Annotated in this window: 18 protein-coding genes and 1 pseudogene; 10 read left to right on the forward strand and 9 right to left on the reverse strand. The window is 47.7% G+C overall.

Annotated elements, in window-relative coordinates:
- Nucleotides 1–4: 4 nt before the first annotated feature.
- Complete coding sequence (locus tag ACUJFK_RS00725) at nt 5–1,564, reverse strand: serine hydrolase (protein ID WP_445425763.1); 1,560 nt, start codon at nt 1,562–1,564, stop codon at nt 5–7.
- Nucleotides 1,565–1,574: 10 nt separating this feature from the next.
- Nucleotides 1,575–2,192, reverse strand: coding sequence for a flavin reductase family protein (locus ACUJFK_RS00730; protein WP_445425764.1), 618 nt, complete (start codon nt 2,190–2,192; stop codon nt 1,575–1,577).
- 114 nt (nt 2,193–2,306) lie between these two features.
- Here ACUJFK_RS00730 and ltaE point away from each other — a divergent pair.
- The 5 genes and pseudogenes from ltaE to ACUJFK_RS00755 all read left to right on the forward strand — a co-directional run bounded on the left by ltaE (nt 2,307) and on the right by ACUJFK_RS00755 (nt 6,688).
- Nucleotides 2,307–3,391, forward strand: a pseudogene (ltaE, locus tag ACUJFK_RS00735) (low-specificity L-threonine aldolase).
- 19 nt (nt 3,392–3,410) lie between these two features.
- On the forward strand, nt 3,411–4,706 hold the full coding sequence (locus ACUJFK_RS00740) for an amidohydrolase (RefSeq protein WP_445425765.1): 1,296 nt from the start codon (nt 3,411–3,413) through the stop codon (nt 4,704–4,706).
- Between the two features lie 81 nt (nt 4,707–4,787).
- Nucleotides 4,788–5,696 (forward strand): tetratricopeptide repeat protein, encoded by a 909-nt coding sequence (locus tag ACUJFK_RS00745; protein ID WP_445425766.1) that lies wholly within the window; start codon nt 4,788–4,790, stop codon nt 5,694–5,696.
- The gene (gene gloA2, locus ACUJFK_RS00750; protein ID WP_445425767.1) at nt 5,696–6,091 is read left to right on the forward strand and encodes an SMU1112c/YaeR family gloxylase I-like metalloprotein; all 396 of its coding nucleotides are present in this window, start codon (nt 5,696–5,698) and stop codon (nt 6,089–6,091) included. Before ACUJFK_RS00745 ends, gloA2 begins: the two co-directional genes overlap by 1 nt.
- A 267-nt stretch (nt 6,092–6,358) precedes the next feature.
- Nucleotides 6,359–6,688 carry a hypothetical protein gene (locus ACUJFK_RS00755; RefSeq protein WP_445425768.1) on the forward strand — a complete coding sequence of 110 codons (330 nt, stop codon included), beginning with the start codon at nt 6,359–6,361 and terminating at the stop codon, nt 6,686–6,688.
- Nucleotides 6,689–7,002: 314 nt separating this feature from the next.
- On the opposite strand, the gene ppc is transcribed toward ACUJFK_RS00755, so the two are convergent.
- Nucleotides 7,003–9,633, reverse strand: a complete 2,631-nt coding sequence (gene ppc / locus ACUJFK_RS00760) for a phosphoenolpyruvate carboxylase (RefSeq protein ID WP_445425769.1) — start codon at nt 9,631–9,633, stop codon at nt 7,003–7,005.
- 163 nt (nt 9,634–9,796) lie between these two features.
- Between ppc and ACUJFK_RS00765 the strand changes: the two genes are divergently transcribed.
- Complete coding sequence (locus tag ACUJFK_RS00765) at nt 9,797–10,507, forward strand: VC0807 family protein (protein WP_306178635.1); 711 nt, start codon at nt 9,797–9,799, stop codon at nt 10,505–10,507.
- Here ACUJFK_RS00765 and ACUJFK_RS00770 read toward each other — a convergent pair.
- Both ACUJFK_RS00770 and ACUJFK_RS00775 read right to left on the reverse strand, forming a co-directional pair.
- Complete coding sequence (locus tag ACUJFK_RS00770; protein ID WP_445425770.1) at nt 10,498–11,343, reverse strand: ion transporter; 846 nt, start codon at nt 11,341–11,343, stop codon at nt 10,498–10,500. The genes ACUJFK_RS00765 and ACUJFK_RS00770 overlap by 10 nt on opposite strands.
- A 425-nt stretch (nt 11,344–11,768) precedes the next feature.
- Nucleotides 11,769–12,938 carry a cystathionine beta-lyase gene (locus tag ACUJFK_RS00775; RefSeq protein ID WP_226751414.1) on the reverse strand — a complete coding sequence of 390 codons (1,170 nt, stop codon included), beginning with the start codon at nt 12,936–12,938 and terminating at the stop codon, nt 11,769–11,771.
- Nucleotides 12,939–13,098: 160 nt separating this feature from the next.
- Here ACUJFK_RS00775 and ACUJFK_RS00780 point away from each other — a divergent pair, with 160 nt between their 5' ends.
- Nucleotides 13,099–15,600: a TonB-dependent receptor plug domain-containing protein gene (locus ACUJFK_RS00780; RefSeq protein ID WP_445425771.1), complete on the forward strand. Its 2,502-nt coding sequence runs from the start codon at nt 13,099–13,101 to the stop codon at nt 15,598–15,600.
- A 63-nt stretch (nt 15,601–15,663) separates the two neighbouring features.
- Here ACUJFK_RS00780 and ACUJFK_RS00785 read toward each other — a convergent pair whose 3' ends face one another.
- Together ACUJFK_RS00785 and ACUJFK_RS00790 are read right to left on the reverse strand one after the other, a co-directional pair.
- Nucleotides 15,664–16,443 (reverse strand): EAL domain-containing protein, encoded by a 780-nt coding sequence (locus ACUJFK_RS00785; RefSeq protein WP_226751416.1) that lies wholly within the window; start codon nt 16,441–16,443, stop codon nt 15,664–15,666.
- Between the two features lie 85 nt (nt 16,444–16,528).
- Nucleotides 16,529–17,173: a class II aldolase/adducin family protein gene (locus ACUJFK_RS00790; protein ID WP_226751417.1), complete on the reverse strand. Its 645-nt coding sequence runs from the start codon at nt 17,171–17,173 to the stop codon at nt 16,529–16,531.
- A 154-nt stretch (nt 17,174–17,327) separates the two neighbouring features.
- On the opposite strand from ACUJFK_RS00790, the gene ubiD reads away from it, so the two are divergent.
- Genes ubiD through fre form a run of 3 tightly spaced genes read left to right on the forward strand, consistent with a single transcriptional unit; the run spans nt 17,328 to nt 19,817 of the window.
- Nucleotides 17,328–18,812, forward strand: coding sequence for a 4-hydroxy-3-polyprenylbenzoate decarboxylase (gene ubiD, locus ACUJFK_RS00795; protein ID WP_226751418.1), 1,485 nt, complete (start codon nt 17,328–17,330; stop codon nt 18,810–18,812).
- On the forward strand, nt 18,809–19,087 hold the full coding sequence (locus ACUJFK_RS00800) for a 2Fe-2S iron-sulfur cluster-binding protein (RefSeq protein ID WP_226751419.1): 279 nt from the start codon (nt 18,809–18,811) through the stop codon (nt 19,085–19,087). Before ubiD ends, ACUJFK_RS00800 begins: the two co-directional genes overlap by 4 nt.
- Before the next feature lie 22 nt (nt 19,088–19,109).
- On the forward strand, nt 19,110–19,817 hold the full coding sequence (gene fre, locus ACUJFK_RS00805) for an NAD(P)H-flavin reductase (RefSeq protein WP_445425772.1): 708 nt from the start codon (nt 19,110–19,112) through the stop codon (nt 19,815–19,817).
- Here the strand turns inward: fre and ACUJFK_RS00810 are convergent, their stop codons facing one another.
- Nucleotides 19,818–21,167, reverse strand: coding sequence for a hypothetical protein (locus ACUJFK_RS00810; RefSeq protein ID WP_445425773.1), 1,350 nt, complete (start codon nt 21,165–21,167; stop codon nt 19,818–19,820).
- A 58-nt stretch (nt 21,168–21,225) separates the two neighbouring features.
- Nucleotides 21,226–22,575, reverse strand: coding sequence for an SEL1-like repeat protein (locus ACUJFK_RS00815; RefSeq protein WP_445425774.1), 1,350 nt, complete (start codon nt 22,573–22,575; stop codon nt 21,226–21,228).
- Nucleotides 22,576–22,643 lie beyond the last annotated feature (68 nt).

Genomic DNA, 22,643 nt, shown 5'->3' on the forward strand with positions numbered 1-22,643 from the left:
GCCCTTACTGTTTGTAAAAGTGCATATCCCGATATTCGTGGCGCTCACCAGGCTCTGCTGCATAAGGCTCTAACCTAAAGCCGGTGACTTGCCGCAGATTATTAAGCTCAAAATGGATTAACGCATTGCGCGCGACATTGGCATCATCCCATTGCACGATAAAGCTATGATCGGCAAACGGCTGCAAACTGCCTTGTAAATTAATCATTTTCGCTGACTGAAAACGTAAACCGCTATCCGTTTGGCTGATTTCAATACCACCAAACCATTGGTCCACATAGCTGCCTGCGTAATCTTGTAATGCCAACAACACCTCACCTGTCCCCACCGGTTGCGGCGGCGCTGCGCGCTGCGCAAAGGCTTGTCGTTGATCGGCATAGTAACTGACCCAATCACGCTGCAGTTCAGGCGCTAGATAATGCTTTAACACCGTTTGCACCACCGACTGGCGTGCACCACTGTTTGAACCATTATTTAATACCACAACCCCCAACTGCTGCTCTGGCACTAACAACACATGTGCCTGAAAACCCGATAAGGTGCCGGTATGATGAATCACCTTATAACCATGCATATCCGCCATGCGCCAACCCATACCGTAGGCACTAAAATGGGTGAAATCTAATTCCAAATCGAGTGAACTGACGGGCATCAGCGTTTGTGCAGTCCACATTTGTTGTAATTGCTGACGACTGACCGGCCCCGCTTTTGCGGTACCGGCATCGGCTTGAGCCAATAAAAAACTTAACCATTTCGCCATGTCGGAGGCGCGACACACCACACCACCTGCAGCTGCGGCCATCAACATTTTACCGTCAATCGCATTTCGTGGGATCGGCAAAAAACCCACTTCGGCACGAAACTCATACGGTAGTGCCGCTTCGGCTAAGGCGCTATCAGGCACGGCACCGGCATAACACTGCATCTCCAGCGGCTGAAAAATTTGCTCGGCAACAAAATCCTGCCAAGGCTGGCCACTGACTTTGGCCACTAATTCGGCGGCAGTGATATACAGCACATTACTATAAGCATATTGGCTGCGAAAACTGCTTAACGGTGTTAAGTAGCGTAAATTGTTGATCACTTCATCACGACTAAAACCACTGGGCTCAGGCCAAATCATACTGTCGCCTGCGCCACTGGCTAAGCCACTGCGCTGACTCAATAAATCACGTATCGAAAACTCGGCAGTGACCCAAGCATCTTGCAAACGAAATTGCGGTAAATGCTGTACCACTTTGTCGTCCCAATTTAACTTCCCGGCATCCACTAAGATCGCCACACTGGCAGCGGTAAACGCTTTGCTCGCAGAGGCCAAGCGAAAGTATGTCTCCGCGGTCACTGGCGCTTGGGCACTTATATCACGTTCACCATAACCCGCCTGATGCACCAATTGGCCATCTTTAATAATAACCACAGCCATCCCCGGCGTATCAAACTGCTGCAGCGCCGCGGGCACCACTTGCGCCAAATCGAGCGATACGGCTTCAGGTGTTAGCGGTTCCGCGTGCAACATGGCCGCTGAAGTTAAGCCTAACAATAATGCGCAGAGTTGCCGTTGCATATGTTCATCCTTAAGTTTTTGGTCGCAATAAGCTAAATTTATTCGCGGCATTTAACGTGTAATAATCGCCAGGGCCACCCGCCCGTAATACCGGATCTGCAGCCAAGGTGTCAAACACCCCATCAATTAATAACGATGACGCAATATGCACCCCAACCACTTCACCCAGCACCAACCAAGTGGGTACCTGCTCGCCATTGGCTGTCTGTAATGGGATTAACTGGCTTAGCTTGCATTCAAATCGCACAGGGCTTTCGGCTACCTGTGGCGGTTTAATCAATTTAGACGCAGCCATCGTTAAGCCGGCCAAGGCAAACTCGTTCACGTCGGCGGCAACACTGGCACTGGTTTGATTCATCGCCTCCACCAAAGGTCGATTCACCAGGTTCCAACAAAATTCACCTTGCTCGGCAATATTTTGTACCGAATCTTTCCAACCGGTGCTGGCAAAGCCAATAATCGGTGGCTTATAGTTAAACAAATTAAAAAAACTGTAAGGTGCCAGATTAACCTGCCCAGCATTGCTAATGCTAGAAATCCAACCAATGGGCCGTGGCGCAATAATGCTGTTAAACGGGTCATGTGCCAAACCATGCCCCTGCTGTGGTTCAAAAAAATAATCAGCCATGCTCTTCCTCTATACTCTGTCGCTAGACCTCGTCTAGCAAACGCAAGCAACTTGCTTTTAGCCTGCCAGCAATCTAGCCTGAACGCCAGATGTTAGCCGCAGAGATGAGACCAGATGCCAGATTTTCGCAGTGATACGGTAACCCAACCTTCTGTCGCCATGAAACAAGCGATGCTCAACGCCGCGTTGGGTGATGATGTATTTAATGATGACCCGACTACTATAGCACTGCAACGCTACGCAGCAGATATGCTGGGGTTTGAAGATGCGTTGTTTGCACCAAGTGGCACGCAAACCAACCTGATTGCCATGATGAGCCATTGCCAGCGCGGCGATGAAGCCATCGTAGGTCAACAATGGCATACCTATAAATGGGAAGCCGGCGGTATGGCGGTGCTCGGTTCAATCCAACCGCAACCAATTGCGCTGCAAGCGGATGGTAGCCTAGCGCTACAAGATATCAGCGATGCTATCAAGCCAGACGATCCACACTTTGCCCGTACGCGCTTGATCGTGATTGAAAACACCATCGGCGGCAAGGTATTGCCGTTACGTTATATGCAGCAAGTGGCCGCGCTAGCGAAAGAAAAAAACTGCAATGCCATATCGACGGTGCGCGCTTATTTAATGCGGCAGTGGCTTTAGCGCCACAGCATCAACTGAGCCCAACCGCCATGGCTAAAGCCCTGTGCCAGGGGTATGACTCGGTTTCAATTTGTTTATCCAAAGGCTTAGGTGCACCAGTAGGCTCATTATTACTAGGCTCGCAGGCTTTTATCCAGCGCGCGCGGCGTGTACGCAAGATGCTCGGCGGCGGCATGCGCCAAACCGGTATGCTTACCGCCGCGGGCTTATATGCCTTGCAACATAATATTCAGCGTTTGGCAGAGGATCATCATAATGCTGATACGCTCGCGAAAGGGTTACAAGCATTAAGCTCTAAAGGCTGTTTTGCTGGGCATTTGCAGTTAGATTTGCCGCAAACCAATATTGTGTTTACAGATATCACTCCGGCTTTGGCTAATGAGCTGCTTGATTTTCTGGCTAAGCATAACGTCAAACTCACCAGCAGCAATTACGCCAGTGCCAGTGGCAACCTCACGCGCTTGCGCTGGGTCTGTCATTTAGATGTATCAGCAGCAGATATTGCCACGACACTGGATTTATTAAGCCAATTTGCGCATAGTAGATCTCACTAACTTTTCCTGGAGTCTCATCATGATCTTACGCCCCCTTGTAGCCGCCCTGCTAGCCAGCCAATTCGCCTTTATGGCCATGCCACTTTTCGCTGACACCCAACGCATTAGCCCTGAGCTAGAAAAGAAAGTGATTGAATGGCGCCGGGATCTGCACCAGCACCCTGAATTAAGTAACCGCGAATTTCGCACCTCGAAATTGGTTGCCGCACACTTAAAAAAACTCGGTATGACCGTGCAAACCGATATTGCGCATACCGGAGTGGTGGCGATTTTAGACAGTGGTAAGCCCGGCCCCTTACTGGCATTACGCGCTGATATGGATGGTTTGCCGGTTGTCGAACAAACCGACTTACCGTTTCGCTCAGAAGCCAAAGGCGAATATCGCGGTAAAGAAGTGGGCGTAATGCATGCCTGTGGCCACGATTTACATGTGGCAATGCTAATGGGCGCGGCCGAATATCTCTCAAAAAACAAAGCGCAGCTCACCGGTAAAGTGATGTTTATCTTCCAACCGGCAGAGGAAGGCGCACCGGCAGGTGAAGAAGGCGGTGCCGAACTGATGCTAAAAGAAGGCTTGTTTGCTAAAAGCAAACCCGAAGCCATCTTCGGCATTCATGTTTGGTCTGCCGCCAATGTCGGTGTTGTGAAATATCGGCAAGGGCCTTTGATGGCCTCCTCAGATCAATTTCAAATCACCGTTAAAGGTAAGCAAACCCATGGCTCTGCGCCTTGGGCTGGGGTTGACCCGATCGTGGCTGCAGCGCAAATCGTCAATAATGTGCAAACCATTGTCAGCCGCCAAATTAATATTACCCGCGCGCCAGCCGTTGTCAGTTTTGGTATCGTTGAAGGCGGCGTACGCAATAATATTATTCCTGATGAAGTGTATTTAGAAGGCACGATTCGTAACTTTGATATGGGTATTCGCCAACAAATTTTTGGTTTATTAACACAAGCCGCGCAAGCCAGTGCTGCCGTAACCGGTGCCACTGCCGATGTTAAAATCCTCGAAGGTTATCCTGTCACGTTAAATGATCCGGTGCTGACTCGTCGCTCATTGCCAATTTTGCAACAAGTTGCGGGTAAAGAAAAAGTTGAAGAGAGCGCCCTAGTGACGGGTGCCGAAGATTTCTCATTTTACGCCTTAGAAACACCAGGCTTATTTGTTTTTCTTGGCGTTACGCCTGAAGGTCAAGACGCAGCTAAAGCACCTGCGAATCATTCACCGTTTTTCTATGCTGATGAAAAAGCGTTAAAAACCGGCACCGAGCTTTATGTAAACTGGGCATTATCTTACCCTAGCATGCAAGAGTGAACACTTTAAGGAATAGCATGTTTCGCCTTTTTTCCCGCCGCACTGCTGTGCGGCAGCTTTACCCTTGCGGCACAACAAGATGTGCCGCAACAAGTACAAGGGCTTTGGCAACAACAGGCCTATCAAGAAGCAAAAAGCCTGTTAACGCCCTTGGTGAATGCCAAAACAAAAGACGCGGCCTTATTGGCTGCGCTCGGCCGCACCGAGTTGTCACTGGGTAACGTTGAACTCGCCGAAAAGCTGTTAGCCCGAGCGGTGAAAAACGCCCCTGAGCAGGCGCAATACCAATTTTGGTATGGCCAAGCTAACTGCGACAGCGCACAAAAAGCCAGTATGTTCAGTGCACTCAGCGCGGCAAAACGCTGCGCAAAAGCCTTTGCCACGGCAGTAGAACTGGCACCAGACAATGCACAGTATTTACAAGCCTTAGCGAAATATTATGCACAGGCACCAGGTATTGCTGGTGGTGATAAAGCGCAAGCGTTACAACTGAGTAAGCAGCTGCAACTTACCTCACCGCTGCAAGGCCAATTACTGGAACTGGAATTGCTACTGCAACTCGATGACCCGGCCGCTGCGCAGGCGTTATTAGCTAAAGCAACGACGCTACAAACTCGACCTGAGCCCTATTTTTTGCAAGGGGTAAAGTTTGCGCAAAGCCGTGATTATGAGGCAGCGATTGAACAGTTTGCCAAAGCCAGTGCACAGCCCGCCGTTGATAAAGAAGCTAGCCGCAGTCGTTTATTGTCGCTGTATCAACTCGGTCGTGCTGCCGCTGTCGGTAAAACCGCAGAGCAACAAGGCATTCGCGCGTTAGAACGCTTTCTTGAAGCAGAAGGCTTGCCCGAATTTCGAGAATGGGCACAGTTTCGCTTAGGCCAACTGTACCTGGCGACAGAACAACGCAGCGCTGCCGAAGCCATACTGAAGCCATTGCAAAACAGCAGCAAAGATAGCACCCTAGTAACCGAAATTAAGAAGATCCTCTAGTGCAGCCACCCAAATTAAATGCGATCCACCATGTGGCGCTGATTGTCAGTGATTATCCGCGCAGCAAAGCCTTTTATACGGAAATATTGGGTTTAACAATATTGGCCGAAAATTATCGGGCTGCGCGCAGCTCTTGGAAACTGGATTTACAGCTGCCAGATGGCAGCCAATTAGAGTTATTTAGCTTTCCAGCGGCCCCCGCCAGACCCAGCCAACCGGAAGCACAAGGCTTACGCCATCTGGCGTTTGCCGTCACCGACCTCGACCATTGGGTCAGTTATTTACAAAGCAACGCTGTTGAAGTCGAAGCCATTCGTGTCGATGAGTTTACCGGCAAACGCTTTACCTTTTTTCCAGATCCCGATGGCTTACCTTTAGAGTTGTATGAACATTAGTGTTCGGCAAAACGCGCTGGCAACAATCTGCAATGTTTTAAAATCAACAATCTAAGCTAAAAGCATTACAAGAAACAATTTACTTTTAAAAAAAACACATCATGCTAACATCTTGCCAGCTTATTTTGAAATAAGCGAACATGGAGTATGTTAAAAACATGCTGGACAGTGAGTCTAGTGATATTGCGACACCCAGTTAAAGCATAGTCAATATTCAACTGATACCTCAGTTAAAACTTCACGGATAAACATTAAGAGGGAAATTAAATGCTGAATCTAAAAACATTCGTCGTCATTCTGTTTTTATGTGTTTGTTCATCTTTGGCAACCATGATTATTTCTTGGGAACAGGGTGCCAAATCGATGAGCGTTGAAAAACTCGCTAATGCTTTAATTCTTCATGCAAAAATAAAAGAGCTCAACCCAAGCGCAGAAATACAACAGGCTTTGCAGCAAGAGATTAGTTGTGGCATTGAGCACTATTGGAATATTCATAAAATGTTGAAGTTTTATACTCGGGTATCAGATCATGACAAAGCTTTGCTGGCAAAAGCGCAGCTTTTGACCGATCAGGCTTGCTCTTGGCAAGCCAGCTAAAAGGTTCAGCCAACACAGGTTACAGAAAGGCTGGCATAACGCTGATGAAAAACCGGCACAAAAACGAACACTTGCCCGAAAAAATAGCCGATTTGCTCTCAATAAACCGTTGAAGGCCATAGATAGCAGAACTCATCCATAGAGAAAGCATGTGAACCACTTTGCTGGCTTGAAAAGATGAACCTCATTGCTGAAGTTCATCATCAAGCCACATGGATAATTCATGGCCTATTGATATGAGCAAACCGCGTTGTGCGAAACCCTAAACGCAGTGGTATCACACAAATTGGCCGGTCTTTATCCGCCTATTTTGCTTAACCCGAGTTACGCATCCCTGCCGCGATACCGGCGATAGTGACCATCAGCGCCCGATTACTTTGCGCACTGATTTTCTCCGGATCGTGCCGAGAGCGTTTTAGCAGCTCCACTTGTAAAATATGCAGCGGATCGACATAGGTATTACGCAGCATTATCGACTCACGGATCCAACCTTCTTTGGCCATCAACGTATCACTGTGGATCAACTTTAACAGTAACTCGCGATCCGCCGCCAATTGCTGCCGCAACTCAACACCAAGGTGTTGCAGCGCTTTGGGCACTAGCACCTGATCGTAATAGGCCGAAATTTCTGGATCGGCTTTTAAAAACACCATTTCCAGCATCGACAACCGCGTTGCAAAAAATGGCCATTCTTGTTGCATTTCATCCAGTAAATCGGTTTGTCCGGTCTCAACTGCCAAGGCTAAGGCATTGCCGGCTCCGAGCCATGCTGGCAGCATTAAACGATTTTGTGACCACGCAAAAATCCACGGGATCGCTCGTAAGCTTTCAACGCCACCGGTCGGGTTACGTTTAGCGGGTCGGCTACCTAATGGCAACTTACCTAGCTCTTGCTCTGGCGTAGCGGCACGGAAATACGGCACAAAATCTTTATTATGTCGCACGACGGCCCGATAGGCGTTGCAAGAATCATCGGCTAGCTTACTCATCAGGCTGCGCCAGCTTTCTTTTGGTACCGGCGGTGGTAACAACATGCCTTCTAATACCGCGCTGGCATACAGGGCCAAACTACGGATGGCTAGCTCAGGCAAACCAAACTTAAAGCGGATCATCTCGCCTTGCTCGGTTACACGCAATCCCCCAGCTAACGAACCCGGCGGCTGCGATAAAATCGCCGCATGAGCTGGGCCGCCGCCACGGCCGATAGTACCGCCACGACCGTGAAACAGCGTCAGCTTCACGCCATAATCTTTACTCAGCTTCACGAGTGCTTCTTGCGCACTGTATTGTGCCCAAGCGGCCGCGAACACACCGGCATCTTTAGCCGAGTCGGAGTAACCGATCATTACCTCTTGACGACCATTAATATAGCCGCGATACCAATCAATAATGAGCAATTGCCGCATACAATCGGGCGCGTTTTGTAAATCACTTAAGGTTTCAAACAGCGGTGCGACTGGCATAGCAAAGCTACTACCCGCTTCTTGCAGCAGTAATTGTACTGCTAGCACATCAGAAGGCTTGCCCGCCATCGAAATGACATAAGTACTCAGTGCTTCGTTACCATGGCGCGCCACGATATCGCAGGTATCCAGCACTTCTTGAACGTCGGCGGAGGGTTGCCAGTTTTTCGGAAATAACGGTCGTTTATTTGCCAGTTCTCGCAATAAAAATGCTTGCCGATCCTTTTCAGTCCAAGCGCTATAATCACCTAAGCCTAAGTAACGGGTGAGTTCAGCAAAAACATCAGCATGACGCGCGGCATCTTGGCGAATATCTAATTTCAGTAACGTTAAGCCAAAAGCATAGGCGCGGCGCAGCGTATCGGTTAAGCGGCCTTGGGCAATTAATTGCATGCCACTTTGCTGTAATGATTCAAAGCACAGTAATAAGGGTTCAAGCAACTGCTGATTATGCCAAATTAAATCTGCCGGGCGCTGTAAGCGATCATGCTTTAACGCTTCGGTTAGCCAATCTCGGGTAGTGATTAGTTGTTGGCGTAACTTGTTAAGTACCGCACGATAGGGTTCAGAAGCCTGCTCACTGGCGTCGAGTAGCGCCGCAGAGCCCGTATTCATCGATAACTCGGTAGACAGTAAATCTAAGTCTCGAATAAACAAATCTGCCGCTTTCCAGCGACTGAGTAACAACACCTGACGGGTTACTTTGGAGGTAACAAAAGGATTACCATCGCGATCGCCGCCCATCCAAGAAGAAAAACGCACGGGTGCGGCATCAAGCGGTAAGCCGGTGCCAAGATCACGACGTAAATCGGCATCGAGTTCACGTAAAAAGTCAGGAATGGCTTGCCACAACGAACTTTCAATGATTGCAAAGCCCGATTTCGCTTCATCAACTGGGGTTGGCCGCTGCTCACGAATTTCATTAGTATGCCAAGCTTGGCTAATTAACTCGGTTAAACGCAGTTGTAACTGCTGTTGTTGCCAGTCGGTTTGCGGATGCTCTAATTGCGCTAGGCAGGCGGCAATTTCGGTCAATTTATGAATCAGAGTACGCCGCGCCACTTCGGTAGGATGCGCCGTTAATACCAGTTCAATGGATAACTCACGTACCGCTTGTTGAATGTCGCCCTTGGCGATGGCCGTGTCTTTTAAGCGCTGAAACAACTCCGTTAACGGTTCCGGCTTTTCAATGCTGCTGCGCCCTGCAGCGCTAATACTAAAATGTTGCTCGGCGAGGTTAGCTAAATTTAAAAACTGCGCGAAAGCCCGAGCGACTGGCAGTAATTCATCATCACTGAGTGCCGTGAGTACTTGGCGTAGCTGCTCGGCTTGCTGGCTATTGCCTTGGCGCGCTTCTTTCGACAGCTGGCGGATCTCTTCCACTCGTGCCAATACCGCATCACCAAGATGCTGGCGTAAGGTCTCACCCAACTCCGTACCTAATAACCCGACATTCGCCCTAAGGGCGGCGTATTGATCCATTTCAGTGCTCCACTGCGTTTAGAATTAATACACCCTAGCCTGTTCTGCGTTGGTACTCAACTATGATTGATTACCAACTGGGCAACAACTGTGCATAGGCGATAACTTGGGTTCTTGCTATACTGCGCTTAACGGTATTTTACGACTTTTAATACGGTATCTTATGACTTCGGAAACACGTCCTACCCCAGCAAAAAAATCGACAGGTCTCATCAGTAACCTACTGCTAAACGTGGTGATCCCTGCGATTATCCTGAGTAAATTCAGCGGTGAAGAATACCTTGGCCCCGTCTGGGGTATTGTGGTTGCACTGGCTTTTCCTATTGGTTTTGGTATTTGGGATTTACGCCAAGCCGGTAAGGTTAATTTCTTTTCGGTGCTCGGTGTTATCAGTGTGTTATTAACGGGCGGCATTGCTCTTCTGCAACTTGATGCCGCTTATATCGCCATTAAAGAAGCCGCGATCCCCGGCGCTTTAGGCTTAGCGGTTTTGATTAGCCAATACACACCCTATCCGTTGGTGAAAAAGTTTTTATTGAATGGCGAGTTGTTGGATAACGATAAGCTTTATGCAGCCTTGGATGCACAACAACAACGCGCACAATTTGAAAAGAAAATGGCAATAGCCGGTTATTTGGTGGCGAGCTCGTTCTTTTTATCGTCGGTACTTAATTATATTTTGGCCAAGGTGATCTTGGTTAGCCCTCCTGGCAGCACCGCCTTTAATGAAGAGCTGGGCACGATGACGTGGCTGAGTTACCCCGTTATCGTTTTGCCCAGTATGTTGGTATTATTTTTTGCAATGTGGTTTATGTTTAGCAGTATTAGCAAGCTGACTGGCCAAGAACTCGAAACCTTTATGCATCAACCTTGATCCGATTTAGCTGCAGGCGGCAGTTGCGCGCGTAACGCCGCTAACTCTGCCTGCAACTGCTGCATTTGCGCCACGAGATCCTGTTGTAATTGCTGTTTGGCATCGATTTCGTCTTTGTGCTCTTCATCATGCATGCTTTGTACGGCATTGACGATCACGGCAATAAACAAGTTCAACATAGTAAAAGTGGCGATCAGAATAAAAGGCACAAAGAACGCCCAAGCATAGGGGAACTGCTCCATCACCGGCCGCGAGATCCCCATCGACCAGCTTTCTAGCGTCATCACCTGAAATAACGTATATAAGGTGGCACCAAGGCTGCCGAACCACTCTGGGAAAGCTTCACCAAAAAGCTTCGTTGCCATGACAGCAGACACGTAGTACACCAAGCCCAGCACCATCGCAATCGACAGCATACCGTTTAACGATTGCACTAAAGCGCCAACAATTTTCTTCATCGACGGTACAAAGGTTAGTACACGCAGTACCCGTAATACGCGAAGGGCGCGTAATACCGCAAAAGGCCCGCTGGCTGGCACTAAGGCAATGGCCACTACGGAAAAATCAAATAAACTCCAGGCATCTTTAAAAAACGCCAAACGATGAGCGTAAATGCGCAGCGCAATTTCGATGACAAAGACGGCAAGAATACACTTGTCGAGCAGCATTAATGGTGGGCCAAATGCGGCCATCACTGCACTGGATGTTTCTAAACCTAAAATTGCCGCATTAATTAAGATCAATGCCAATAAGGTGCGTTGCACCAGATTTTTATTTAACCAGGTCGCAACCTGTTGCTGCATGCTGATGCCTGCTGAGCGGGTAACTTCTGTCATAACAGCCTCCATAAAGATCAAGGCGCTATTGTAGAAGAACCATAGAACAGGTCAATGCATTGCGAACGTTATAGCGTTGCAATAGCTAAGATAACTCCTTGCGGGCAGCACGGCATAATCAAACAGCTTATTCTGCTTTTGTGCAAAACAGTTCGGTGCGATTGCGACCATGGCTTTTGGCTTCATACAGCGCTTGGTCGGCCGTTTTTATCAGCTAAAACAAAACACGCTGCTTACCGTCATTGCTACTTTCCCCCAATACTGGTTGTAATGGTCAGGTGTGGCTGATCGTGATTGGGGCATTGATATCAGGCAGCAATAATATAACGTGCGACTTGCGTTGCCGTTAAACTAACGCTGCCTTTAAACGTTTGCCATGCTCCTTAAACACCAAGCGCACCAACGTAGGGTTTTGCGGGGTAAGTTTAAGCCAACGCCATGCGCGCAAATGCCTGTTCCAGATCAGCCAATAAATCTTCTGGATCTTCCAAACCAATATGTAAGCGCAATAAAGGCCCAGCATAGGGCCAATGAGTCACCGAACGAAGCGCTTGTACATTAGGCACCGCAGTAATCAAGCTCTCATAGCCACCCCATGAGAAACCCATTTTAAAATGCTGCATACCTTCAATAAAGGCTTGCACCTGCGCAGCACTGCCCTGTTTCAATACAAAAGAAAACAAACCATTGCTACCGTTAAAGTCGCGCTGAAAAAACGGATGCCCTGGATGCTCAGGAAAAGCAGGATGCCGCACTGTTTCAACTTCTGGACGCTGTGCTAACCACTCTGCCACTTCTAAAGCATTTTTTTCGTGTTGCTTTAAACGCACGCCCAACGTACGCAAACCACGGCTAGCTTGATATACATCATCTGGCGAAGCGCAATAACCTAACAAATAACTCTGCTCACGTAGTTGCGGCCAATGCTGTTCATTCGCGCTCGCTGTGCCTAACATCACATCTGAATGACCAATGATATATTTGGTGGCAGCTTGAATAGAAATATCCACACCAAGCTCAAACGGTCGACATAAGATCGGCGAAGCCCAAGTGTTATCTAGCATAGTGATAATATTATGCGCCTTTGCAACCTGACAAATTGCCGGTATGTCTTGCACTTCCATGGTCAACGAACCTGGTGATTCTAAAAAGATTACCTTCGTGTTCGGACGAATTAAGGTCTTAATCTCGGCACCCAACAAGGGATCGTAATAGCTGGTTTCAATTCCTAAACCGGCGAGCACTTTTTCACATAACCCTCGTGTTGGCTCATACGCGGTATCAACCATCAACAAGTGATCGCCTGCTTTTAAAAACGCCAATAAAGCGCCACTGATTGCTGCGGCACCGCAAGGATATAAAGCACAACCGGCCCCACCTTCTAACTCACACATGGCTTCTTGAAATGCAAAATGTGTAGCCGTGCCACGCCGACCATAATACGGCACAGCGTTACCTTTATTTTTACTGGCGTTTTTAAGCTCTTCCATGGTCTCAAACACAATCGTTGAAGCACGTACGATAGGCGGATTAACCGCACTGCCAGTCCACTTTTTGCCACGACCTGCATGAATTAACTGGGTATTCTTTTTCATATGTTGCTCCAACGTTGTCCAAAGGCGAAAAGACTTCTAGAAGTCTGCTTTATACTATGTCATTATTTTGCCGCTGCAAGCAATGTTTAATTCTGTTACACGTTTGACACCAGCAAGTTCAGCAACTAGATTCAATACAAATAACAAAGGGATAACTCTCATGCATCAAATAAAACCGCATCCTATTGCGTTAGCTATTACCTTAGCGTTGTTTACACCGCTAACAATAGCGCAACAAAGCAATACCAGCGAAAACGATGAAAAAGCAGAAAAAATTGAGCAGATTATTGTTACGGGTACTCGGGTTGCCGGTCGTTCGGTGTCTGATACTGCCGTGCCAATCGATATTATCAGCGCAGAAAATTTAACTCGAGCAGGTTCAACCGAACTGAATCAAGTACTATCAACCGCGCTACCGTCTTTTAACTTTCCGCGTCCAGGCTTAAGCGATGGTACTGATACCGTGCGCCCAGCTACTTTACGTGGTTTAGGGCCAGATCAGTCTCTGGTGCTAGTTAACTCAAAGCGCCGCCATTCCGCTGCTTTGGTTAACGTAAACGGTACTGTGGGCCGTGGCTCTTCTGCTGTTGATTTAAATACCATTCCTACCGCAGCGATTAACGCAGTTGAAGTATTACGTGATGGTGCTTCAGCCCAATATGGCTCAGATGCCATTGCCGGGGTATTAAACATTCGTTTACGCGAAGCGAGTGAAGGCGGTAACTTTACCTCGTCTTATGGCTGGCGTGAAACCAGCTATACCACGCCAACAACACCGACCCCAACAGGCGCCACTTGGAGTGCACCAGCTAATCTTGAGCGAAGTCGTACTGACGGTGAAACGCTAACCTTGAGCGGCTGGCGTGGTTTTGAACTTGGCAAAGATGCTTTCCTCACCGTATCTGCAGAATACAAAGACGCCGAGCGCACAGAGCGTGGCGGCTGGGATTATCGTCAACAGTATCCTTTGGTCAATGGCCAATATGATACGCGTGAAACCTACTTCAACCGCTTCAGTGCTTGGTATGGTGAGCCTGAATTATCGCAATTTACCTTGTTTGCAAATGCCGGTAAAACCTTAGATAACGGTAAAATTTATGCTTGGTTAAGCTACCAAGATCGTGAAGCGCGTTCAGGCGGTTTCTATCGCCCAGCCAACGATTCCCGCAATATTCTGGCGATCTACCCAGACGGTTTCTTACCAATTATTGCACCCGATGTAACGGATGCCAGTGCTGCGGTAGGTTATGAATTTGATGTCGGCGAGTGGACCGTTGATACGTCTTTAGTTTGGGGTCAGAACCGTATGGCCTTCACTATTGAAAACACCTTAAACCGCTCAATCGGCCCAACCAGCAAAACCGAGTTTGATGCTGGTGGCTTCCGTTATGGCCAAACCGTGTTTAACTTATCCGGTGTACGATCGATTAATGTTGACTCGCTAGCCTCGCCGTTAAACATTGCTACCGGGATTGAATTACGCCGTGAACGTTACGGTATTTTCGCCGGTGAACCTGATTCATGGCGCAATGGCGGCGAACTATTATCCAATGGTAACCCAACGGCTTCTGGCGCGCAGGTGTTCCCCGGCTTCCGCCCGTCTAACGAAGTGCGTGAAACACGTCGTGCTGTTGGTGCTTATGTCGATTTAGAAGCAAATATCACGGATAACATGCTGGGCTCAGTGGCGCTGCGCGCTGAAGATTATTCTGATTTTGGCAGTAATGTTACCGGTAAAGCTGCGTTACGCTACGATTTTACCGATGACTTTGGTATTCGTGGTTCATTACAAAACGGTTTCCGTGCCCCATCGCTACAGCAACAAAACTTTACTGCTACCTCAACTAACTTTATCAACGGTGTACCCTTTGATATCACGACTTTCCCGGTAAGCAACCCGGTTGCGCAAGCGTTAGGTGCCAAACCGTTAGATGCTGAAGAGTCAGTAAACTACTCATTAGGTGCCGTATTTAACGTGGGCGGTGTTTCTATCACGGTAGATGGTTATCGCATTGATATCGATGATCGTATCGTGTTATCAGAAAACTTAACTCAAACAAACGTGCGCGATTATTTAAGCTCGCAAGGCTTTATCGGTATCGGTGGTGGTCGTTTCTTTATCAATGGTGTAGATACCGAAACACAAGGTGTGGATGTTGTTATTAACTGGTCAACACCAACTGAAGATTTTGGTTTGTTCAGCTTTACGGTGGTCGGTAATATTAACGAAACGAAAGTCACCGCAGTACCAGCAACCGCAGAGTTGTCAGCACTTGATCCAGCGCCAACATTATTTGGTCGTGTTAATGTACTGACGTTTGAAAAAGGCGCACCCAAAGATAAATTTGGTGCCACGGTAAACTGGAGTTATGACAACTTCAGCGCGACCTTTAAAGCAACTCGTTACGGTGAGGTATTATCACCGGGCACTACTGCAGCCACTGATCTGACATTAAGTCCGAAAGTCTTGATGGATTTGGAAGGCCGCTATGACTTTAACGATAGTTGGACCGTGGCAGTGGGTGCTGATAACATCTTTGATGAATATCCAGATGCTAACCCCATTAACTTAAATACCACAGGTGCTACCTCGTTCTCGAACTATTCACCGTTCGGACGTTCAGGCCGCTTAGTGTATGGCCGGGTATCTTATAACTTCTAAGTTACCACCAAAATAAACAAGGCGCCTTAAGGCGCCTTGTTTATTTTGTTTTGGGTTATACGTTTAATTTAACGCTTTCATCCCTGTTAAGCCTTCTAGCGGTGTCAACGCTTCTAAAGCCGGCTTGGCAAAATAATATCCTTGAAACAAGCGCACACCAATACCCACTAAGTAATCTAATTCTTCTTTTGTTTCAATGCCTTCAGCTAACACCTTGGTACCTTGCAACTCGCATTGCTCGATTGTTTTGGCCACAATAAATTGTTTTGCGCAGTTAAGGTGAATATTCCGGATCAGTTCCATATCTAGCTTTAATAAGTGAGGTCTTAACTCAATTAGCCAATCTAATGTTGCAAAACCCGAGCCGTAATCATCAATCGCAGTTTGAAAGCCACGTTTAGCATAACTGCGAAAAATGCGATTCAAATGCGCTTTATCTGGGATCTGCTCACCTTCAGTCACTTCAAAAATTAGCTTGGTTAAATCAAAGCCATAGAGATCGGCTGCTTCAATGGTGGCTTTAATACAGGTTTCTGGGTTATACACCGCGTTCGGCAAAAAGTTAATATTCAAATAGGTACTGCATTTTAGACGCGCAGCGGTTTCAATGGCTTTTACCCGACAAGCCTGATCAAAGTAATATTTATTGCTATCGTTTATCCGAGAGAAAACCCAACCTGCACCTTCACCGTTTGGCCCGCGTACCAGCGCTTCGTAAGCAACAATCTGCTGCGTGTGCCAATCGATAATCGGTTGAAATGCCATACGGATCTCAAAACCCAAATCTTGACCACTTAAACAATCTTGGCAGCTCTGTTGTTTAACTGAATCGGGAAACTGCATAAAATGCGCTCTCTATTGGGAGTAAAAATGAGACAAAATAACATTATTGGATTGTGACTGCTTTTTGATAATTTATCAAAGACAATCACCGATTTGGTGTCGCACCAAGCGCCAGCGCAGCCGCATAATAACGCATTAGAATTTGAAAGCTGGTTTCAGCATTCTTGCCAAAGGTCACCACACCATCTTCATGCCCTGCCATAGTGAAGATACCTTGTGCCGCGGCCTCACTTTGTTGAAACAAGCGGGATACTTCCTCCGCCATCGCCACCGTACCGTAAGGCACTTGCGCAGCCGTTTGCGCTAACGCTAGTGCATCTGCATGCTGCCAAATCGCCGGGCAATGCGCATGAATAATAAAATTAACCTGTGGCAGTAACTGATAAAGCTGGCCATGTGTCATCGCTTCAGAAGAGGGTTTAGTTACGCCCTGTGCGCTAATTCGGTTTAATTCCGGTTGACAAGCGGTGACCAGCGCGTAATCTGCTGCGCTTAACTGCAGTTTACCACCCGTTTGCGTGCCACTGATGATAAAGTGTACACCACCTGCGACCCGCTGACTAATATTCCCAAAACCATAATTATCATAGCGCTCAGGATGCTGCCCTAACATGCCCGTTTGTACACAAAGCGTACGCCACGCATTTAACTCGGTAATATCTATGTTGGCAGGTAATGGCGCAGCTTGATAAAACAATTGAAATTTTATAACCCCTTCTTGCTCTTGCATCGTATAACCCGTCGAAATGTGTTAACAACAGTATAAGTCGCGTCAGCAGCGATGCCAGCCGCATAGCAGGCTAAAACTGGCAGTCGTCCAGTAGAAATGTATAATAGTCGCAAGATGAGGCACCGTCTTACGCTGTCACTGATGAAGGCAACCAATGAAATATAAAGATTTACGTGATTTTATCGCGCAGTTAGAACAACGTGGTGAATTAATTCGCATCAAACAGCCTGTCGATCCGGTATTGGAAATGACTGAAATTGCCGACCGTACTCTGCGTGGCGGTGGCCCAGCGTTATTGTTTGAAAACCCAAAAGGGTATTCGATCCCAGTATTAGCCAACCTATTTGGTACACCTCAGCGAGTGGCTTTGGGTATGGGCCAAGAAGATGTGGCGGCCTTACGTGAAGTCGGTAAATTGTTGGCTTTTTTAAAAGAACCCGAGCCACCAAAAGGGCTGAAAGATGCCTTTAGTAAATTGCCTATTTTCAAACAAGTTCTAAATATGTCGGTCAAACAGGTGAAAAAAGCCGTTTGCCAACAAGTCGTACTTAGTGGTGATGAGGTCGATTTGACCCAGTTGCCCGTTATGACTTGCTGGCCGGGCGATGCCGCCCCCCTGATTACCTGGGGTCTTACCGTAACCAAAGGACCGCATAAAGACCGCCAAAACTTGGGTATTTATCGTCAACAAGTGCTGGGCAAAAACAAGCTGATTATGCGCTGGTTATCGCATCGTGGCGGCGCTTTAGATTTCTTTGAATGGCAAAAAGCTCACCCGGGTAAACCCTTCCCGGTGTCGGTAGCACTGGGCGCCGATCCGGCCACCATTTTAGGTGCCGTTACGCCTGTACCTGATACGCTGTCTGAATATGGTTTTGCCGGATTATTACGTGGTGATAACACCGAAGTGGTTAAATGCGTTAGTAACGACTTGCAGGTGCCGGCCAGCGCTGAATTTGTGCTTGAAGGCTACATTGAAGCGGGTGAAATGGCGCCCGAAGGGCCTTACGGGGATCACACGGGTTATTACAATGAAGTCGATAACTTCCCAGTATTTACTGTAACGCATATTACACACCGTAAAGATCCGATTTATCACAGTACTTACACCGGCCGTCCACCAGATGAACCGGCTATCTTGGGCGTCGCACTGAACGAAGTGTTCGTGCCCATTTTGCAAAAACAATTTCCGGAAATTACCGACTTTTACTTACCCCCTGAAGGGTGTTCGTACCGTTTAGCCGTTGTCACGATGAAAAAACAGTATCCTGGCCATGCCAAACGCGTAATGATGGGTGTGTGGTCGTTCTTACGCCAGTTTATGTATACTAAATTTGTGATTGTCTGCGATGACGATATCAATGCCCGCGATTGGCAAGATGTGATTTGGGCCATTACCACCCGTATGGACCCCGCGCGCGATACCACGCTGATTGAAAACACGCCGATCGACTATCTTGATTTTGCTTCACCTGTATCGGGATTAGGGTCAAAAATGGGTATGGACGCCACCAATAAATGGCCAGGTGAAACCACTCGTGAATGGGGCGAGCCAATTGTGATGTCTGACGAAATTAAGCAGCGGGTTGATAGTTTATGGCCAAGCCTGGGCATCACTTTACCCGCGGCCAAACCATGAGCCATAAGGTCACGGTACTGCCAGCGCAGTTAAGTTTCGAAGTGCTGCCTGAAGAAACTATTCTGCAGGCCGCGCTGCGCCAGGGTATTGATTTTCCTTATCGATGCCAGCAGGGCGTATGCACCAGTTGCGTGTGTAAACTACGTGACGGTAACGTGAGCTATATCGAGCCAAGCCCATTAACGGACGTTGACCGTCAGCAGCGATTTGTTTACTGTTGCGTGGCTTATGCCCAGTCCGATCTGCAACTACACCACCCTTTTATACGCGGTTAACCCCGCTTAACATGAGATGTTTATGAACGCTATTGCTTGTCAGGTTGTTGCCATTGAAGCTCTTACTCACGTTGTCAGTAAAGTTGTACTCGCGCCAGCTGCGCCCGTTAACTTTATTGCCGGTCAATACTTACAACTGTGTCTGACCGCAACAGATAAAAGACCTTTCTCTATCGCCAGCACCCCAGAACAGCCGTTGTTGGAATTGCACATTGGCGCGGCAGCGGGAGATAACTGGTCTGGCGCAGCGTTAACTCATCTACAGCAACAATTTGCTGCCGGTGAGCCGGTTCAAGTTGAAGTCGGTCTGGGTCATGCCGCTTGGCAAGCGAACAGTGATCGCCCCATCGTGTTATTAGCCGGTGGCACCGGGTTCTCTTATGTACACAGTATTGCCTTGGCAATCGCGGCTGCGAAAAAAGACATCCCGGTATTATTGTACTGGGGTGTGAAAAGCGAAGACGCCTTGTATTACCAGACCGAATTGGCGAGTTGGGCAGCCAGCAATCGTAAATATCAAGTGATCCCGGTGGTGCAAGAGCCTAGCGCACATTGGCAAGGTCGCCGCGGCTTAGTGCATGAAGCCGTGTTGCAAGATATTGTGTCTCTTGAAGCCTACGACATTTATATGGCTGGCCCCTTTGCAATGGCAGGGGTGGCTCGCGAGGCTTTTATCGCGCAAGGCGGCCATCGCGAGCACATGTTTGCTGATGCGTTTGCTTATATCTAACTATAAACTTAATATTTGTAATAGTTCAGTCGCAGGCTTGTAACCTGCGGCTTGCGCTTGCTCTAGCAGGGCTTTAGCTTCGGTCTTCTCTCCATCTAACCATAAACGTGCACCATGCCAGGCCGCCGCCAACGGGTCTTGCTGTTGGATCAGATAGAACTGCCAATCTTCGCGCTTCGCGCCTAATATACGCTGTGCGCGACGATCGCCATTTGTCGCGGCTGTACGCCACCAATACTCTGCCGTTAACTGCTCATGCACTGGCACATATTGCTGTATCAAAATAGTCGGGCGATTCACCAAGCGACTAAAAGTGCGTTCTTGTTTAGTGCTGTTACTGAGTCGAAAAATGCCTTCTTTGCCGCCACGAATGCGCATGCCCAGCAACGTCTCTGCCTCGGGTGCAATAAGTTCATCGCTTTGCAACACACGCTCGATTTCGCCTTTTGCATTGGTTTGCACTGTTACTTCGCCATCAAATGCCTCAATATTAATTTTCAGTTTTCTACTGTCAAACCAAGTTGTTAAATCCAGCTTATCACCAGGCTCCGACAAATCTTTATCTACATAAACTAAAGCACCGGATACCATAGAAATCACATTTAGCGCGCTACCCAACGTTTCTTGATGCCGAGCAGAGCCCGCTTGTGCATAAGTCCAGAGGTTATTTTGATTAACAATCCTATTCGCGCTGCCAGCATCCATCACGCCGGCTATCCAAAAATTTAACTGCACCGACATTAAATGCGGACGACCGGTCGCTGCATATTCCCAGCGGCGCAGCTCGCGCATAGCGTGAAAATCATAAGCACCAACCGGAAAACTATCCAATACATCAACAACCTGCACCCTTCCCGTACCATCTACTAAATACTGTAATACGATAAAACCAAACGGATTCTTTCTGGTGACTTCTTCCGGGATTATCGGCATCGGTGTATTAATGGCGGCCGGAGGCTGCTCTTTACTAAGCTGGTAAGGTTGCGCATCCTGTTTAATAATGACCGCAGCAAAAGCTTTAGCTGCCGCAGCGTCGGCTTGCAAACGCTCATCGCTGCTTGCTTCGGCATACACGCGTTGCACGATAGTGCTGGCATCTGGATGCTGTAATTTTTCTGCAAGTAAAAAATAGCTTAATGCTTCTACCCGATTAATCTCTTGTCCTTCACCATAATAAGCCATCACGCCTAGATTAAAGGCTGCATCGGGATTACCTAGTGGTAATAGCGTAATAAAGCCCGCTTTTGCTTCGCTATATTTTTTATTTTCGTAGGCTTGTAAAGACACCAGCAAATCCGCTTGCACGGCGAAGGTTGTCAGCATCAGCAATACGAGTGTTATAAAACGCATTCTATCTTCCTTAGTTTTCACTATTTCTCAATTAGCGCGGTTTGAATAGCTAAGCGCACTACAAACTTAAAGCTTGTAATAACTCGCTCGCTGGCTTGTAACCTGCGGCTTGCGCTTGCTCTAATAGCGCTTTACCCTCTGCGGCTTCGCCATCTAACCATAAACGTGCACCATGCCAGGCCGTCGCGAGCGGATCTTGCTGTTGAATAAGATAGAACTGCCAATCTTCGCGTTGCGCACCTAAAATACGCTGTGCTCGGCGATCACCATTTGCAGCCGCGGTTTTCCACCAGTAACCCGCTGTCAACTCTTGATGAACGGCATGATATTGTTCAACCAAAATGCTGTTTTTCTTACTAACACGGCTAAACGAACGATCTTGCGATAAACTATTACTTAACCGGAAAAAGCCACTATTAGCACCACGGATCCGCATTCCCTGCAGTGTTTCTGCCGCGGGATGAGTTAACTCACTGGCATCCAACAATCGAACAATTTCACCTTTTTCGTTAGTTGCTACGCTGACTGATCCGGCCAAACCCGGGATGTTGATATCAAATTTTCTGCTTTCAAACCATGCCGACACATCGGGTTCATTGGCTGGTGCGGGCAAATCTTCGTCGATATACACTTCAGCACCTGACACCATCGAAACTAAATTTAATACGCTGCCTAGCATTTCTTGATGCTTACTCGAGCCCAGTTGCGCATAAGACCATAAATTTTGCCCCTTGATAATCTGATTAGCAGAACGCGCATTCATTGAACCTGTGGCCCAAAAACTCAGACGTACCGACATCAAATGGGCTTTACCGGTTGCTTCATATTGCCAACGCCCCATAGTGCGGAAAACATAAGGATCAAAAGCCCCTTCTGGGAAGCCGTCTACGGCATCGGCAACTTTTACCCGCCCCTCACCATCCACTAAAAACTGTACAACGACATAACCAAATGGATACTTTCTGGTGACATCATTGGGAATGTCGGGCATCGGTGTGGATATTTCAGCTGGCGGTTGCTCTTTACTTAACTGATAGCGCTGAGCATTTTTTTTGATAAATACTCCCGCTAATGCTTTAGCTGCAGCTTCTTCTGCACCAGCTCGCTGTGCTGTGCTTGCTTCTTCATAAATACGCTTAACAATGTCTCCAGCTTGTTCATGCTGTAATTGTTCTGCAAGTAAAAAATAAGTTAAGGCCTGTTCGAGATCAACTTCCTGACCTTCACCATAATATGCCATCACACCAAGGTTAAAAGCGGCATTGGCATTACCTAAGGGTAATAAATTAGTGAAACCTGTTTTTGCCACAGCGTATTGTTTATTTTCATATGCTTGCAAAGCGCTCAGCCAATCAGCCCGCACTCCAAAGCTGAGTAGCAATAATCCTAGTACTAAAATTAATCGCATCGATTCATCCTTAACATATAAGCGTTTTATTTATGAAGCAGTTATCAGCATATTAACAAAGGCGTGTT

It is taken from the genome of Alishewanella sp. HL-SH06, from assembly GCF_052656265.1.